A 16,881-nucleotide genomic window follows, 5' to 3' on the forward strand; every position below is an offset into this window, starting at 1 on the left:
GAGCCACATGAGCGCAACCCGCAAAGCCTACCGTGCCGCCCTGCTGCACAGCCTCGCCGACCCTGCCGAGGTAGGCGTCGAAGCATCGTATGAATATTTCGAAGACGGCCTGCTGGTCATCGACCAGGGCAAGATCAGCGCCATCGGCCACGCCAGCGAACTGCTGCCAGGCCTGGACGCCGACATCGAAGTGGTGCACTACCAGGACGCCTTGATCACCCCGGGGTTCATCGATACCCATATCCACTTCCCGCAGACCGGCATGATCGGCTCCTACGGCGAGCAGTTGCTGGACTGGCTGAACACCTACACCTTCCCGTGCGAGCGCCAGTTCGAAGACAAGGCTCACGCCGACAAGGTGGCCAAGCTGTTCCTCAAGGAGCTGCTGCGCAACGGCACCACCTCGGCGCTGGTGTTCGGCAGCGTGCACCCTGCCTCGGTCAACGCCCTGTTCGAGGAAGCCGAGCGCCTGGACCTGCGCCTGATCGCCGGCAAGGTGATGATGGACCGCAACGCCCCCGACTACCTGACCGACACCGCCGAGTCGGGCTACGCCGACAGCAAGGCGCTGATCCAGCGCTGGCACGGCAAGGGCCGCCTGCACTACGCGGTGACCCCGCGCTTTGCGCCCACCAGCACCCCGCAACAGCTGGCCCTGGCCGGCCAGTTGCTCAAGGAGTTCCCGGACCTGTACCTGCACACCCACCTGAGCGAAAACCTCAAGGAGATCGAGTGGGTCAAGGCGCTGTTCCCCGAGCGCAGCGGCTACCTGGATGTGTACGACCATTTCGAACTGCTGGGCGAGCGCTCGGTGTTCGCCCACGCCGTTCACCTGTGCGATGCCGAGTGCCAGCGCCTGGCCGAGACCGGTTCGGCCGTGGCGTTCTGCCCGACCTCCAACCTGTTCCTGGGCAGCGGCCTGTTCAACCTGCCCCAGGCCGAGCAGCACAAGGTCAAGGTCGGCCTGGGCACCGACGTGGGCGCCGGCACCAGCTTCTCGCTGCTGTACACCCTGAACGAAGCCTACAAGGTCATGCAGTTGCAGGGCGCACGCCTGAGCCCGTTCAAGTCGCTGTACCTGGCCACCCTGGGCGGTGCGCGGGCATTGAACCTGGAGGAGCGCATCGGCACCCTGCAACCGGGCAGCGATGCCGACTTCATCGTGCTCGACTACAAGGCCACCCCGTTGCTGGACTACCGTCTCCAGCAGTCCGGCAGCATCGAGGAGACCCTGTTCGTGCTGACCACCCTGGGCGACGACCGTACCATTCGCGAAACCTTTGCCGCCGGGCGCAGCGTGCACCAGCGCTAAGGCGTTCGAAACAGGCCGCGGTACAACGCGCCGCCGATCACTGCCCCGATCAGCGGCGCCACCCAGAACAGCCACAGCTGATGCAGCGCCCAGCCACCGACGAACAGCGCCGGCCCGGTGCTGCGTGCCGGGTTCACCGAGGTGTTGGTAACCGGTATCGACACCAGGTGGATCAGCGTCAGCGCCAGCCCGATGGCGATCGGCGCAAAGCCGGCCGGCGCCCGCGAATCGGTGGCGCCCATGATGATCAGAATGAACATCGCGGTCATCACCACCTCGCTGACAAAACCTGCCCCAAGCGAGTACTGCCCCGGCGAATGCTCGCCATAGCCGTTCGAGGCAAGCCCGTTCGACAGCTCGAAGCCGACCTTGCCGCTGGCGATGAGGTAGATCACGCCGGCAGCCAGGATGGCGCCCACCACCTGGGCGATCACGTACGGCACCAGGTCCTTGAGCGGAAACCGCCCGCCCACGACCAGGCCCAGCGATACCGCAGGGTTGAGGTGACAACCGGAGATATGACCGATGGCAAATGCCATGGTCAGCACAGTCAGCCCGAAGGCCATGGAGACACCGACCAGGCCAATGCCGATCGGAAAAGACGCAGCCAGTACCGCGCTGCCACAACCCCCCAACACCAACCAGAACGTCCCTATCAATTCAGCTCCCATGCGTTTGCTCATGGGCATCGACATCAGTCAGTCCTCAAGAAGTGGTACGCCTGAAGCGCAAGCCCAACTGCTTGATGAAGGTTTGCGGGAGTGCAACAGATAGAAATCTAGCAGAGGTTGGCTCAAGTGCCAGCAGCCCTGAAAGCATCGCGGGTCAAGCCCGCTCCCACAAGGACCGAGACAATCCTGTGGGAGCGGGCTCGACCCGCGATTGCAGGCGACGCGGTATCAGCCCTTGGCCGGCACCGAGCTGCCGCGCTTCTTGGTTTGCAGCAGGTGCGAGAACACCGCGTGCAGGTCATCCGACGCACTCTCCTCGTCGAGGTTGAGCTTGCTGTCGATGTGGTCCATGTGGTGCATCATCAGGCTCACCGCCTGGGCCGCATCACGCGCCTCGATGGCGTCGATCAGTTGCATGTGCTCGTCATACGAGCAGTGCGAGCGGTTGCCGCTTTCGTACTGGGCAATGATCAGCGAGGTCTGCGATACCAGGCTGCGCTGGAAGCTGATCAGCGGTGCATTGCCCGCCGCTTCCGCCAGCTTGAGGTGAAACTCGCCAGACAGGCGAATGCCGGCACCCCGGTCGCCGCGCGAGAAGCTGTCGCGCTCCTCGCGCACCATCTGGCGCAGTTCGTTCAACTGCTCGGCGGTGGCGTGCTCCACTGCAAGTTCGGTGATGGCACGCTCGACCATGCGCCGCGAAAAGAACACCTGACGCGCCTCTTCGACGGTCGGGCTGGCCACTACCGCACCGCGATTGGGGCGCAGCAGCACCACGCTTTCGTGGGCCAGGCGCGACAGCGCACGCCGGATGATGGTGCGGCTGACGCCGAAGATCTCGCCCAGGGCTTCCTCACTCAACTTGGTACCCGGCGCCAGGCGTTGTTCGAGGATTGCCTCGAATATGTGCGCGTAAACGATATCGTCCTGGGTGCCGCTACGACCGGCCTTGCCGGTGCGCGTGGGTTTCTTGAGGGGTTGCAGCTGTTCGTTCATGGGCGCTCGAGCACGGAGATCCACCTATCGGACCCTGACTGTAATACCAGCCAGTAGGGCGATGGCAAGTCCTGGATAGAAAATTAGACGTTCATGGTATTGACGCATTGTACACAGGCTTGGCGATTTCTGCAGAGTGCCATCACGTTATAGCCGTGGCGACAATTTACCTGCACACACCGACAAAAACATTATTTGCATTATTTGTATACAAACGCATAATCCAGCCGTGCAACTTCCTGACCCGCAGGTCAACAACAGGTCCGGTCGCCATGCCCTCCCCCTCGCAGAGCCCCCAGTCAACGCGCAGGACAAGCTCTGAACAACAAGAAAAGACGTGAGGAGTACACGCTGTGGAAAGCCGCAAACCCCAAGCCCCTACGCTGGATCTTGCCCCACCGCTCGAAACGAGCTGGCTGGAGCGGATTTTCAAACTCAAACTGCACGGCACCACTGTCAGGACCGAACTGATCGCGGGTGTAACCACCTTCATCACCATGGCCTACATCATTTTCGTCAACCCCAACATCATGGCCGACGCCGGCATCGACCACGGCGCCGCGTTCGTGGCCACCTGCATCGCGGCGGCGCTCGGCTGCCTGCTGATGGGCCTGTATGCCAACTGGCCGGTGGGCCTGGCACCCGGCATGGGGCTGAATGCCTTTTTCACCTACACCGTGGTCGGCACCATGGGCTACACCTGGGAGGCCGCGCTGGGTGCGGTGTTCGTATCGGGTGTGCTGTTCATGCTGCTGACGCTGTCGCGGGTGCGCGAATGGCTGCTCAACAGCATCCCGCTGAGCCTGCGCCACGCCATGGGCGCGGGTGTGGGGCTGTTTCTCGGGGTGATCGGGCTGAAGACGGCCGGCATCATCGTCGCCAGCCCAGCCACCCTGATCAAGCTCGGTTCGCTGCACGAGCCTGGCCCGCTGCTGGCGGCGGCGTGCTTCCTGATGATTGCCGTGCTCAGCTACCGCCGGGTGTTCGGCGCGATCCTGATCAGCATCATCGCCGTGACACTGGCCGGCTGGGCCCTGGGCCTGGTGGAATATGGCGGCGTGTTCTCGCTGCCGCCGAGCCTGGCGCCCACCTGGATGGCCATGGACGTGGCGGGCGTGTTCAACGTCAGCATGATCAGCGTGGTACTGGCGTTTCTGTTCGTGCACATGTTCGACACCGCCGGCACGCTGATGGGCGTGGCCCAGCGCGCCAACCTGGTGAACGCCGAGGGGCGCATCGAAAACCTGTCGCGGGCGCTCAAGGCCGACAGTGCATCGAGCGTGTTCGGTGCAGTGGTGGGTGTGCCGCCGGTAACCAGCTACGTGGAAAGTGCTGCAGGTGTGGCGGCCGGCGGGCGCACGGGGCTCACGGCTGTGGTGGTCGGCCTGCTGTTCGTCGCGGCGATGTTCTTTGCGCCGCTGGCGGGCATGATCCCGGCGTATGCCACCGCCGGCGCACTGATCTATGTGGCGATGCTGATGATGGGCAGCATGGCGCACATCAACTGGGATGAAGCCACCGACAGCATTCCGGCGATCGTCACGGCGATCATGATGCCGCTGACATTCTCGGTGGCGGACGGCATTGCGCTGGGCTTCATCACCTATGTGGTACTCAAGGCCGGCACCGGGCGCTACAGGGAGATCTCGGCGAGCCTGTGGGTGCTGTGTGCGATCTTTGTGGCCAAGTTCGTGTTCCTGTAAGCACTGCGTCGGTTCAAGGAGCCTCGCCTTCGGGCGGGGCTTTTTGTTGCCTGTGCCGCTCTGCCAGCGAACAGCCCTGCAGGCGCGCCCTCGAAACCGAGGCAAAAAAAGCCCGCCAGTGAGAGCGGGCAAGGACCTACGAAGATTCATCTAGCGACCAACTAGCTTCCGCGATAGGTCGAGTAACTGTACGGCGAGATCAGCAACGGCACGTGGTAGTGATCCTGCTCGGCGCTGATGCCGAAACGCAGCACCACCACATCCAGGAACGCCGGCTCCGGCAACTGCACACCACGGGCACGGTAATAGTCACCGGCACTGAACTGCAGCTGGTACACACCGCTGCGGTAATCCTCACCCTGCAGCAGTGGCGCATCGCAACGGCCATCGCTGTTGGTCAGCGCCGTGTTCACCAGCTCAAGCTGCTGGCCTTCGACCCGGTACAGCTCGACCTTGATCGAGCTGCCAGGGCAGCCATGTGCGGCATCCAGTACATGCGTGGTCAAACGTCCCATTGCGTGCGCCTCGTTTCAATCTATGGGCAAAAAATACCCGCACGGCACCGGGATGAAGCAGGGCAGCGTGCGGCTGTCGGATTATTAAGACATTTTCAGCTAAAATTGTACACAATAAATTCGACGATTTTGTTAGCCTGCCGAGCGTGGCCTGTAAATACGCCATCAGTCGCAAAGCCTCGGTCCTGGCGGACGCTATCGTCATTTACTGACCAATCAGGCAGGTTTCTTGCAACCTTTTTCAAGGCCAAATGGCGGAAGAAATGCGAAAAAACAGGCTTACAAATCGTCAATAAAGTTGTATACAATCACTCCATCGTTGTGGCCGATGACCTGACTCAGACACCACACCCCCGTTTTCACGTACAAGAAGGAAGGCTGCAGTGAGCGCTGATTATCCTCGCGACCTGATCGGTTACGGCAACAACCCACCCCATCCGCGCTGGCCGGGGAATGCCCGCATCGCTTTGTCTTTCGTGCTCAACTATGAAGAAGGTGGCGAACGCAACATTCTTCACGGGGACAAGGAATCCGAAGCCTTCCTTTCCGAGATGGTCTCGGCGCAGCCCCTGCAGGGCGCCCGCAACATGAGCATGGAATCGCTTTACGAGTATGGCAGCCGCGCCGGTGTGTGGCGCCTGCTCAAGCTGTTCGAAGACACCGGCGTGCCGCTCACCGTGTTTGCCGTGGCCATGGCCGCCCAGCGCCACCCCGACGTGATCCGCGCCATGGTCGCCGCCGGCCATGAGATCTGCAGCCACGGCTACCGCTGGATCGACTACCAGTACATGGACGAGAACCAGGAGCGCGAGCACATGCTCGAGGCCATCCGCATTCTCACCGACCTCACCGGCGAGCGCCCGCTGGGCTGGTACACCGGCCGTACCGGGCCCAACACCCGCCGCCTGGTAATGGAGGAAGGCGGCTTCCTCTACGACAGCGACACCTACGACGACGACCTGCCCTACTGGGAGCCCAACAACCCCACCGGCAAGCCGCACCTGGTGATCCCCTACACCCTGGACACCAACGACATGCGCTTCACCCAGGTGCAGGGCTTCAATTGTGGCGAGCAGTTCTTCCAGTACCTCAAGGACGCCTTCGACGTGCTCTACGCCGAAGGTGCCGAGGCGCCGAAGATGCTCTCGATCGGCCTGCACTGCCGCCTGATCGGCCGCCCGGCACGCATCGCCGCGCTCAAGCGCTTCGTGGAGTACGCCAAGAGCCATGAGCAGGTGTGGTTCGCCCGGCGCGTGGACATCGCCCGCCACTGGCATGCCACCCACCCTTTCCAAGCCGAGAGCGCCAAATGACCGACTTCAAGACCCTCAAGCCTTCGACCCTGGACCGTGCCGCGTTCGTCGCCGCCTTCGCCGACATCTACGAGCACTCGCCGTGGGTCGCCGAAAAAGCCTACGACCTGGGCCAACTGCACGAGCTGGACCAGATCGAAGCCCTGCACCAGCGCATGAGCGACATCCTGCTCAGCGCCGATCACGCCAGCCAGCTGGCCCTGATCAATGCTCACCCGGACCTGGCCGGCAAAGCCGCCGTCCAGGGCGAACTGACCGAATCGAGCACCAACGAACAGGCTGGCGCCGGCATCCACCAGTGCACCGCCGAAGAGTTCGCCCGTTTCACCGAACTCAACGACGCCTACAAGGCCAGGTTCCAGTTCCCGTTCATCATGGCGGTAAAAGGCAGCAACCGGCACCAGATCCTCGCCTCGTTCGAGAAACGCATCCACAACTCGGTCGAGGCCGAGTTCAAGGAAGCCCTGGCGCAGATCAACCTGATCGCCCTGTTCCGCCTGCAGCAGCTGTAACCGGCGCGCCTTGGCAGGCACTGGCCTGCCGGCATTCGCCAAAGCCCCGACAACACATAATTAGAGAACACCCGCATGCGCACTTTAGTGATTGAGCCCCTGACCAAAGAAGCCTTCGCCCCTTTCGGTGACGTGATCGAAACCGACGGCAGCGACCACTTCATGATCAACAACGGTTCGACCATGCGCTTCCACAAGCTGGCCACGGTAGAAACCGCCCAGCCCGAGGACTCCGCCATCATCAGCATCTTCCGCGCCGACGCGCAGGACATGCCGCTGACCGTGCGCATGCTGGAGCGCCATCCGCTGGGCAGCCAGGCCTTCATCCCGCTGCTCGGCAATCCCTTTCTGATCGTGGTCGCGCCCGTTGGCGATGTACCTGTATCGGGTCTTGTCCGCGCCTTTGTCAGTAATGGCAGGCAGGGCATCAATTACCATCGCGGCGTCTGGCACCACCCGGTGCTGACGATCGAAAAGCGGGATGACTTCCTGGTGGTTGATCGCAGCGGTTCCGGCAACAACTGCGACGAACATTTCTTCAATGAGGATGAGCAACTGATCCTCGCACCCCACCAATAAGAGAAGGTCGGTCACTGGCCTGCGGTGACCGGCAAGAGGTAAAGACTGTGGAAGCACATCTGTTGGAATGGCTGAACCTGAGCGTGCGCTGGGTTCACATGATCACTGGCGTGGCCTGGATCGGCGCGTCGTTCTATTTCGTATGGCTGGAGAACAACCTCAACCGGGCCAACCCGCGCGACGGTCTGTCGGGCGACCTCTGGGCGATTCACGGTGGCGGTATCTACCACCTGGAAAAGTACAAGCTGGCCCCGCCGAAAATGCCGGAGAACCTGCACTGGTTCAAATGGGAAGCCTACTTCACCTGGATGTCGGGTATTGCCCTGCTGTGCCTGGTGTTCTACTGGAACCCCAGCGTCTACCTGCTGGCCCCCGGCAGCACCCTGAGCGGTGGTGAAGGCATCGCCATCGGCGTCGGTTCGCTGATCGCCGGCTGGTTCATCTACGACGTGCTGTGCGACTCGCCCCTGGGCAAGCGCCCCGGCCTGCTCGGCCTGGTGCTGTTCGTGCTGATCATTGCGGCCTGCTACGGCTTCAGCCAGGTGTTCAGCGGCCGTGGTGCGTACCTGCACACCGGCGCGATCATCGGCACCATCATGGTCGGCAACGTGTTCCGCATCATCATGCCGGCCCAGCGTGCACTGGTCGCCGCCATCGAGAAGAACGAAACCCCCGACCCGACCCTGCCGGCCAAGGGCCTGCTGCGTTCGCGCCACAACAACTACTTCACCCTGCCGGTGCTGTTCATCATGATCAGCAACCACTTCCCGAGCACCTACGGCAGCCAGTACAACTGGCTGATCCTGGCCGGGATCGCGATTGCAGCGGTGCTGGTGCGTCACTACTTCAACACCCGCCACGACAGCGCCAAGTACGCCTGGACCCTGCCCGTCGGCGCCCTGGCGATGATCTGCCTGGCCTACGTCACCGGCCCCAAGCCGATGCCGACCGCCCCTGAGCAGGCCGCTGCCAAGGTCCAGTACCAGCCGCTGCCGGAAACCGCACTGGGTGGCAAGACCGCTGCCGAGAAAGCCGCCGAACAGGCTGCCAACCCGGCACCTGCCGCCAACCCGGCCGAAGCACCCGCCACTGCCACCGCTGCGGCGGACAGCGGCAACTTCGACAAGATCCACAGCGTCATCCAGGAACGCTGCACCGTGTGCCATTCGGCCAAGCCGACCAGCCCGCTGTTCAGTGCCGCCCCGGCCGGCGTGATGCTCGATACCCCGCAACAGATCCAGCAACTGGCCCCACGCATCCAGGCACAGGCCGTCGCCAGCCAGATCATGCCCCTGGGCAACATCACCCAGATGACCCAGCAGGAACGTGAACTGATTGGTGCATGGATCGCCAAGGGTGCGCCAACCAACTGATACAAGCTTCAAGCGGCAAGCTACAAGCTGCAAGCCAGGCGCGGCCTCCTGCTTCTTCGCAAGCAGGGCGCCTGAGCCTGCAGCTACCCAGAATAAAAACAAAACCTGAGGTGCTGCATGTCCGAGTCACGCAAGGCGTACATCCCCGTTGCGCCGCCACGACAGCCACTGCCCCTGCTGCAACTGATCCTGGTGGGTTTGCAACATGTTCTGCTGATGTACGGAGGTGCCATTGCGGTGCCGCTGATCATCGGGCAGGCCGCCGGGCTCTCTCGTGAAGAAATCGCATTCCTGATCAATGCCGATCTGCTGGTCGCCGGTGTCGCCACCGTGGTCCAGTCGCTCGGCATTGGCGCACTGGGCATCCGCATGCCGGTGATGATGGGCGCCAGCTTCGCCGCCGTCGGCAGCATGGTGGCCATGGCCGGCATGCCCGGCGTGGGCCTGCAGGGGATTTTCGGCGCGACCATCGCCGCCGGCTTCTTCGGCATGCTGATCGCCCCGTTCATGTCCAAGGTGGTGAGGTTTTTCCCGCCACTGGTCACCGGCACGGTGATTACCTCCATCGGCCTGTCGCTGTTCCCGGTCGCCGTCAACTGGGCCGGCGGCGGCGCGGCGGCCGCGCCGTTCGGCTCGCCGATCTACCTGGCCGTGGCCGGCCTGGTGCTGACCACCATCCTGCTGATCAATCGCTTCATGCGTGGCTTCTGGGTGAACGTGTCGGTACTGATCGGCATGGGCCTGGGCTACATCATTGCCGGCGCCATCGGCATGGTCGACCTCAGCGGCCTGGCCCAGGCCCCCTGGGTACAGGTGGTCACCCCGCTGCACTTCGGCATGCCCACCTTCAGCCTGGCGCCGATCCTGTCGATGTGCCTGGTGGTGGTGATCATCTTTGTCGAGTCCACCGGCATGTTCCTGGCGCTGGGCAAGGTCACCGAGCGTGAAGTGACCCCGGGCATGCTGCGTCGCGGCCTGTTCTGGGACGCCGGCGCCTCGTTCGTGGCAGGCTTTTTCAACACCTTCACCCACTCCTCGTTCGCACAGAACATCGGCCTGGTCCAGATGACCGGCGTGCGCTGCCGCTACGTGACCGTGGTGGCCGGGCTGTTCCTGATCGTGCTCAGCCTGCTGCCCAAGGCGGCATTCCTGATTGCCTCGATCCCGCCAGCGGTACTGGGCGGCGCCTCCATCGCCATGTTCGGCATGGTCGCGGCCACCGGCATCAAGATCCTGCAGGAGGCCGACATCGGCGACCGGCGCAACCAGTTGCTGGTGGCCGTCAGCGTCGGCATGGGCCTGATCCCGGTGGTACGTCCGGAGTTCTTCGCGCAGATGCCGCAGTGGATGGAGCCGATCACCCACAGCGGCATCGCCATGGCCACCGTCAGTGCCCTGGTACTGAACCTGCTGTTCAACGTATTGGGCGGCGCCGAACGCGCCGCGCACAACGACGCCGTGCACCAGCACTGATACACGGGGCGGCGCCTGCCGCCCCGGTCAACCCGAGCACCACGCAGTACCGTCGGCCCCTGGGAGTGGGCCGCTCGGGGCGCGTTTGCGCCGAAAAAACCGCAATCCAACAATAACAATAGCCGGGAATAACCACATGAAACGCATCACCTCTTCCCTCTTGCTGGGCAGCAGCTTGCTGGCCACGCTTCCTGCGGTAGCGGAGGACCTGCTGCTCTGGCACACCAACAGCCTGACGTATCTGTACGGCAAGGACTTTCAGGTCAACCCGCGGATCCAGCAGACGGTGACTTTCGAGCACGCCAACAAATGGAAGTACGGCGACAACTTCCTGTTCGTCGACAAGATCTTCTACAACGGCGGCCAAGACCGTAACAAGGGCAAGAACACCTACTACAGCGAGATCAGCCCGCGCCTGTCGTTCGGCAAGATCTTCGACCAGAAGCTGGAGTTCGGCCCGATCAAGGACGTGCTGCTGGCCATGACCTACGAAACCGGTGAAGGCGACAACGAGGCCTACCTGATCGGCCCGGGCTTCGACCTGGCCATCCCCGGCTTCAACTACTTCACCCTCAACTTCTACCAGCGCAACACCGAAGGCAGCCGCCCGGGTGATCGCGTGTGGCAGATCACCCCGGCGTTCTCCTACACCATCCCCATGGGCCGGTCCGACCTGCTGATCGATGGCTACATGGACTGGGTGGTGGACAACGACGAAAGCCGTCGCGGCACCTACCACGCCAACCTGCACTTCAACCCGCAGGTCAAGTACGACCTGGGCAAGGCGCTGAACATCGGCGCCAAGCAGCTGTACGTGGGTATCGAATACAGCTACTGGAAGGACAAATACGGCATCGAGGACAGCGATCGCCTCAAGACCAACCAGAGCGTGACCAGTGCGCTGATCAAGGTTCACTTCTAAAACCTGATCGAACGCACAGTTTTTGTCGCACACGCTCCATAACGGAGCACTTGAGGGACGGCGCGCAAGCCAGTAATCTGCGCGCCCCCTCGCTCAGGGTAGGACCCCTCCTACCTGCGTTTACTGACCGCTCAGTCAATGAATTCGGGCGGTTGGTAAGCGTATTGCCAGCCTCACGCCCCTTGTTCAACTGTTCAGAAAGACGTCGAGCAGGCCCGTTGCGCCAACCCGCCAAGGTTGGCTCAGCTCTTGCGAACGCGCTGTGGCCGATCGAAAAAAGCTGACCAAAAAGACAACACGTTGAACCAGAACGGCGCCGACACAGAGTGCCGAATCAATCAAGGGAGCACGCAATGCGCATTACCAACAGCCTGATGCTTGCAGGCGGCCTGCTGGCGGCAAGTACCGCCACCGCCGGTGACCTGCTGCAGTGGCAGAACAACAGCCTGACTTACCTCTACGGCAAAGACTTTACGGTCAACCCGCAGATCCAGCAGACCTTCACTTTCGAGCACGCCGATGCCTGGAAGTACGGCGACAACTTCCTGTTCATCGACAAGATCTTCTACAACGGCAAGAAGGACGGCAACGTCGGCCCGAACACCTACTACGGCGAGTTCACCCCGCGCCTGTCGTTCGGCAAGATCTTCGACCAGAAACTGGAGTTCGGCCCGGTCAAGGATGTGCTGCTGGCCATGACCTACGAGTTTGGCGAGGGAGACAACGAGTCGTACCTGATCGGCCCAGGCTTCGACCTGGCCATCCCCGGCTTCGACTACTTCCAGCTCAACTTCTACCAGCGCCACACCGAGGGCAGCCGCGCCGGTGACAACGTTTGGCAGATCACCCCGGTGTGGTCGTACACCATTCCCGTGGGCAAGTCGGACATCCTGATCGACGGCTACATGGACTGGGTGGTGGACAACGACGAAACCCGGCGTCGCGGCACCTATCATTCCAACCTGCACTTCAACCCGCAGATCAAGTATGACCTGGGCAAGGCCCTGAACCTGGGCGAAAAACAGCTGTACGTCGGTTTCGAATACGACTACTGGAAAGACAAGTACGGCATCAAGGACAGCGACGCCTTCGATACCGACCAGAACACCGCGAGCCTGCTGGTGAAAGTGCACTTCTGAGTCAGCGGCGCGGCCATCGCGGGTCAAGCCCGCTCCCACAGGGTACTTCACAGCCCTTGTGGGAGCGGGCTTGACCCGCGATGCTCTTGATCAGCCTTTGATGGCCTTCCAGAGCTTGCCCACCACCGCAACCACCGCCAGCACCGCAGCCCCCGCCACTACGCCCACGCCGGCATTGAGCAAGGCCGTCGTCAGCGCCCCGCCACGCCCTTCGCCGAAGGCCTCGATGGCATGATGCAGCGGCGCGATGCCATGCACCAGAATCCCGCCACCTACCAGGAACATCGCCGCGGTGCCGATCACCGACAGGCTTTTCATCATGTAGGGCGCCGCACTCAAAATGCCGTTGCCGATGGCCTTGGCTGCACGCGAGGCCTTTTGCGTCAGCCACAGGCCCAGGTCATCCAGCTTGACGATCCCCGCCACCAGCCCGTACACGCCAATCGTCATCACGATCGCGATGCCCGACAGCACGATGATCTGCTGGGGCAGTGGCGCATCGGCCACGGTGCCCAGCGTGATGGCGATGATCTCGGCCGAGAGAATGAAGTCGGTACGCACCGCGCCCTTGATCTTGTCTTTCTCGAACGTCACCAGGTCGACCGCCGGGTTGGCCACTGCTTCGGTCAATGCCGCATGCCCGGCCTTGGCCTCCTCGGCGCTGTGCAGAAACCTGTGCGCGAGCTTTTCGAACCCCTCGAAGCACAGGTAGGCGCCGCCGAGCATCAGCAGCGGGGTTACCGCCCACGGGATGAATGCGCTGATCAGCAACGCAGCCGGCACCAGGATCAGCTTGTTCAGGAACGAGCCCTTGGCCACCGCCCACACCACCGGCAGTTCCCGCTCGGCGCGCACACCCGTGACCTGCTGGGCATTGAGTGCCAGATCATCACCCAGTACGCCGGCGGTCTTCTTGGCCGCGACCTTGGTCATGACCGAGACATCGTCGAGTACCGTGGCGATATCGTCGATCAGTACCAGCAAACTGCTTGCAGCCATGATTCATGTTCCATTGAGGTGAGATGGCGCCAAGCTTAGCCTGTCGATGGGCAAAAGGGGCGACCTTGAGCGCTTCGCGAACGCGGTGCTACCATGCGCAACCGCCTGCCCAGGCCTGTTGCCGCACGCGGCCAGATACAAGGAACAGCGCCACCATGAGCACCATTCGCGAGCGCAACAAAGAACTGATCCTGCGGGCCGCCAGCGAGGAGTTCGCCGACAAGGGCTTCGCAGCCACCAAGACCAGCGACATCGCGGCCAAGGCCGGCCTGCCCAAGCCCAACGTCTACTACTACTTCAAATCCAAGGAAAACCTCTACCGCGAGGTGCTCGAAAGCATCATCGAGCCGATCATGCAGGCCTCCACCCCGTTCAATGCCGACGGTGAGCCGCAAGAGGTGCTCAGTGCCTACATCCGCTCCAAGGTGCGCATCTCCCGCGACCTGCCCTTCGCGTCCAAGGTGTTCGCCAGCGAGATCATGCACGGCGCGCCGCACCTGAGCGCCAGCCAGGTCGAGCAGCTCAACGTGCAGGCACGGCACAACATCGAATGCATCCAGGGCTGGATCGAACGCGGCCTGATCGCCCCGGTCGACCCGCACCACCTGATGTTCAGCATCTGGGCTGCAACCCAGACCTATGCCGATTTCGACTGGCAGATCTCGGTGGTCACCGGCAAGGCCAAGCTCGAGGACAGCGACTACGAGGCGGCGGCGCAGACCATCATCCGGCTGGTGCTCAAGGGCTGTGCGCCGGACGCCTGACAGATAGCGGCGACTGCATCGCGGGTCAAGCCCGCTCCCACAAGAACACCAGTGATCTTTGTGGGAGCGGGCTTGACCCGCGATAGGGCCTTAAGCCGCTACCCCCGCATCCGCCGTCAGCCCCGCCTCTTCGATCGCACTGATCGCGCACTGCTCGTCGATATCCGACGTATCACCGCTGATGCCGATCGCGCCCAGCACTGCCCCGCTCTGATCCCGAATCAGCACCCCACCCGGCGCCGGCACCACCGGACTCTGGCCCAACCCGTTGAGCGCGGCGAAGAACGCCGGGCGCTGCTGCGCGTCCAGCGCCAGCAGGCGCGAGCCCTTGCCCAGCGCAATCGCGCCCCACGCCTTGCCCATCGCCACCTGCGGACGCAGCAGGCTGGCGCCGTCCTCGCGCTGCAGGGTCAGCAGGTGCCCACCGGCATCGAGCACCACCACGGTCAGCGGCGCCGCCGAAATCCTGCGGCCGGCCGCCAGCGCGCCATTCACCAGGCTCACCGCTACTTTCAAGCTCAGAACGTTCATCCAAAGGTCCTCTTGTTGTTAGAAGCCCACGTGGGCAAGTGAAAAACCAATACAACAAATAGAACACAATGAAGAATATTTTTGTATACAATAATTCACTCCATCCGACCAAAACCCGTCACAACCCCTTTTTTACGGGGTAACGACGAAAGCACCCGGTGGCGGATGAAAATGGATTGACCAGAGTCGCCTGCCGTGAATACACTCTGTCGAAAAGCAATTTGTATACAATTACAAAATCTAAGAGGCACAAAACCATGAGCAAAATGAGAGCAATCGATGCAGCCGTGCTGGTCATGCGCCGTGAAGGCGTCGACACCGCATTCGGCATCCCGGGCGCCGCGATCAACCCGCTGTATTCGGCCCTGAAGAAAGTCGGCGGCATCGATCACGTCCTTGCTCGTCACGTGGAAGGTGCCTCGCACATGGCCGAGGGCTACACCCGTACCAAGGCCGGCAACATCGGCGTGTGCATCGGCACCTCCGGCCCTGCCGGCACCGACATGGTCACCGGCCTGTACAGCGCCTCGGCCGACTCCATCCCGATTCTGTGCATCACCGGCCAGGCGCCCCGCTCGCGCCTGCACAAGGAAGACTTCCAGGCCGTCGACATCACCAGCATCGTCAAGCCGGTCACCAAGTGGGCCACCACCGTGCTCGAACCTGGCCAGGTGCCGTATGCGTTCCAGAAAGCCTTCTATGAAATGCGCACCGGCCGTCCTGGCCCTGTACTGATCGACCTGCCGTTCGACGTGCAGATGGCCGAGATCGAATTCGACATCGACGCCTACCAGCCGCTGCCGGTGAGCAAGCCGTCGGCCAACCGCGTGCAGGTCGAGAAGGCCCTGGCCATGCTCGACTCCGCCGAGCGTCCGCTGCTGGTGGCCGGTGGCGGCATCATCAACGCCGATGCCAGCGACAAGCTGGTGGAATTCGCCGAACTCACCGGTATCCCGGTCATCCCGACCCTGATGGGCTGGGGCACCATCCCCGACGACCACCCGCTGATGGTGGGCATGGTCGGCCTGCAGACCTCGCACCGCTACGGCAACGCGACCATGCTCAAGTCGGACGTGGTGCTGGGCATCGGCAACCGCTGGGCCAACCGCCATACCGGCTCGGTGGATGTGTACACCGAAGGCCGTCGCTTCATTCACGTCGACATCGAACCGACCCAGATCGGCCGTGTGTTCACCCCGGACCTGGGTATCGTGTCCGACGCCGGCGCCGCACTGGACGTGTTCCTGGAAGTGGCCCGCGAGTGGAAAGCCGCCGGCAAGCTCAAGGACCGTGGCGAGTGGCTCAAGGACTGCCAGCAGCGCAAGGCCAGCCTGCACCGCAAGACCCACTTCGACAACGTGCCGGTCAAGCCGCAGCGCGTGTACCAGGAAATGAACCAGGTGTTCGGCAAGGACACCTGCTACGTCAGCACCATCGGCCTGTCGCAGATCGCCGGTGCGCAGTTCCTGCACGTGTACAAGCCGCGTCACTGGATCAACTGCGGCCAGGCCGGCCCGCTGGGCTGGACCATTCCTGCGGCACTGGGCGTGGTCAAGGCCGACCCGTCGCGCAAGGTCGTGGCACTGTCGGGCGACTATGACTTCCAGTTCATGATCGAAGAGCTGGCGGTGGGCGCGCAGTTCAACCTGCCGTACATCCACGTGGTGGTGAACAACTCCTACCTGGGGCTGATCCGCCAGGCCCAACGCGGCTTCGAGATGGATTACTGTGTACAGCTGGCGTTCGAGAACCTCAACGCCCCGGAACTGAACGGCTACGGCGTGGACCACGTCGCGGTTGTAGAAGGTCTGGGTTGCAAGGCACTGCGCGTGTTCAAGCCGGAAGAAATCCAGCCGGCCCTGCGCAAGGCCCAGCAGATGGCCGAAGAGTTCAAGGTGCCGGTCGTGGTCGAGGTGATCCTCGAGCGCGTGACCAATATTTCCATGGGTACCGAAATCAACGCGGTCAACGAATTCGAAGACCTGGCGCTGGTCGGCAACGACGCGCCAACCGCGATCTCGCTGCTCGACTGACTGTTGTAGCGGCCCTGCTGCCCCGCGCACAGGGCCCACTTTTGCA

Annotated in this window: 16 protein-coding genes; 11 read left to right on the plus strand and 5 right to left on the minus strand. The window is 62.6% G+C overall.

Going from position 1 to position 16,881, the window contains the following annotated elements; genetic code table 11:
* The first annotated feature begins 7 nt into the window (after positions 1-7).
* Complete coding sequence (gene guaD / locus ACPRTJ_RS01690) at positions 8-1,312, plus strand: guanine deaminase (protein WP_058542039.1); 1,305 nt, start codon at positions 8-10, stop codon at positions 1,310-1,312.
* Here the strand turns inward: guaD and aqpZ are convergent.
* Together aqpZ and ACPRTJ_RS01700 are read right to left on the minus strand one after the other, a co-directional pair.
* Complete coding sequence (gene aqpZ / locus ACPRTJ_RS01695) at positions 1,309-2,007, minus strand: aquaporin Z (protein ID WP_043862354.1); 699 nt, start codon at positions 2,005-2,007, stop codon at positions 1,309-1,311. The genes guaD and aqpZ overlap by 4 nt on opposite strands.
* Positions 2,008-2,211: 204 nt before the next feature.
* A complete protein-coding gene (locus ACPRTJ_RS01700; RefSeq protein ID WP_054915597.1) occupies positions 2,212-2,979 on the minus strand; it encodes a GntR family transcriptional regulator in 768 nt (255 codons plus the stop codon).
* 353 nt (positions 2,980-3,332) lie between these two features.
* On the opposite strand from ACPRTJ_RS01700, the gene ACPRTJ_RS01705 reads away from it, so the two are divergent.
* A complete protein-coding gene (locus ACPRTJ_RS01705; protein ID WP_054915598.1) occupies positions 3,333-4,682 on the plus strand; it encodes an NCS2 family permease in 1,350 nt (449 codons plus the stop codon).
* 161 nt (positions 4,683-4,843) lie between these two features.
* Here ACPRTJ_RS01705 and uraH read toward each other — a convergent pair whose 3' ends face one another.
* The gene (gene uraH / locus ACPRTJ_RS01710) at positions 4,844-5,197 is read right to left on the minus strand and encodes a hydroxyisourate hydrolase (protein ID WP_043862351.1); all 354 of its coding nucleotides are present in this window, start codon (positions 5,195-5,197) and stop codon (positions 4,844-4,846) included.
* Between the two features lie 383 nt (positions 5,198-5,580).
* Between uraH and puuE the strand changes: the two genes are divergently transcribed.
* The 7 genes from puuE to ACPRTJ_RS01745 all read left to right on the plus strand — a co-directional run bounded on the left by puuE (position 5,581) and on the right by ACPRTJ_RS01745 (position 12,508).
* A complete protein-coding gene (gene puuE / locus ACPRTJ_RS01715; protein WP_043862350.1) occupies positions 5,581-6,510 on the plus strand; it encodes an allantoinase PuuE in 930 nt (309 codons plus the stop codon).
* Positions 6,507-7,022: a 2-oxo-4-hydroxy-4-carboxy-5-ureidoimidazoline decarboxylase gene (gene uraD / locus ACPRTJ_RS01720; protein ID WP_043862349.1), complete on the plus strand. Its 516-nt coding sequence runs from the start codon at positions 6,507-6,509 to the stop codon at positions 7,020-7,022. The genes puuE and uraD overlap by 4 nt, the downstream gene beginning before the upstream one ends.
* Before the next feature lie 75 nt (positions 7,023-7,097).
* Complete coding sequence (locus ACPRTJ_RS01725) at positions 7,098-7,601, plus strand: ureidoglycolate lyase (RefSeq protein ID WP_043862348.1); 504 nt, start codon at positions 7,098-7,100, stop codon at positions 7,599-7,601.
* A 47-nt stretch (positions 7,602-7,648) separates the two neighbouring features.
* A complete protein-coding gene (locus ACPRTJ_RS01730) occupies positions 7,649-8,974 on the plus strand; it encodes a urate hydroxylase PuuD (protein WP_426427900.1) in 1,326 nt (441 codons plus the stop codon).
* A 117-nt stretch (positions 8,975-9,091) separates the two neighbouring features.
* Entirely contained in the window at positions 9,092-10,447 is a 1,356-nt protein-coding gene (locus ACPRTJ_RS01735) for a nucleobase:cation symporter-2 family protein (protein WP_043862346.1), read from the plus strand.
* A 136-nt stretch (positions 10,448-10,583) separates the two neighbouring features.
* Entirely contained in the window at positions 10,584-11,369 is a 786-nt protein-coding gene (locus ACPRTJ_RS01740; RefSeq protein WP_043862345.1) for an outer membrane protein OmpK, read from the plus strand.
* A gap of 353 nt (positions 11,370-11,722) precedes the next feature.
* Positions 11,723-12,508, plus strand: a complete 786-nt coding sequence (locus ACPRTJ_RS01745) for an outer membrane protein OmpK (protein WP_043862344.1) — start codon at positions 11,723-11,725, stop codon at positions 12,506-12,508.
* 90 nt (positions 12,509-12,598) lie between these two features.
* Here ACPRTJ_RS01745 and ACPRTJ_RS01750 read toward each other — a convergent pair whose 3' ends face one another.
* The gene (locus ACPRTJ_RS01750) at positions 12,599-13,507 is read right to left on the minus strand and encodes a DUF808 domain-containing protein (protein ID WP_327781584.1); all 909 of its coding nucleotides are present in this window, start codon (positions 13,505-13,507) and stop codon (positions 12,599-12,601) included.
* Between the two features lie 155 nt (positions 13,508-13,662).
* Between ACPRTJ_RS01750 and ACPRTJ_RS01755 the strand changes: the two genes are divergently transcribed.
* The gene (locus tag ACPRTJ_RS01755; RefSeq protein WP_043862341.1) at positions 13,663-14,271 is read left to right on the plus strand and encodes a TetR/AcrR family transcriptional regulator; all 609 of its coding nucleotides are present in this window, start codon (positions 13,663-13,665) and stop codon (positions 14,269-14,271) included.
* Between the two features lie 90 nt (positions 14,272-14,361).
* Here ACPRTJ_RS01755 and ACPRTJ_RS01760 read toward each other — a convergent pair whose 3' ends face one another.
* Positions 14,362-14,802, minus strand: coding sequence for a GlcG/HbpS family heme-binding protein (locus ACPRTJ_RS01760; protein WP_054915601.1), 441 nt, complete (start codon positions 14,800-14,802; stop codon positions 14,362-14,364).
* Between the two features lie 257 nt (positions 14,803-15,059).
* Here ACPRTJ_RS01760 and gcl point away from each other — a divergent pair, with 257 nt between their 5' ends.
* Positions 15,060-16,835, plus strand: a complete 1,776-nt coding sequence (gcl, locus tag ACPRTJ_RS01765; RefSeq protein WP_043859896.1) for a glyoxylate carboligase — start codon at positions 15,060-15,062, stop codon at positions 16,833-16,835.
* The last annotated feature ends 46 nt before the right edge of the window (positions 16,836-16,881 follow it).

Origin of the sequence: Pseudomonas palmensis (genome assembly GCF_049942755.1) — a bacterium.
In the GTDB taxonomy this organism is placed as follows: Bacteria; Pseudomonadota; Gammaproteobacteria; order Pseudomonadales; family Pseudomonadaceae; genus Aquipseudomonas; species Aquipseudomonas palmensis.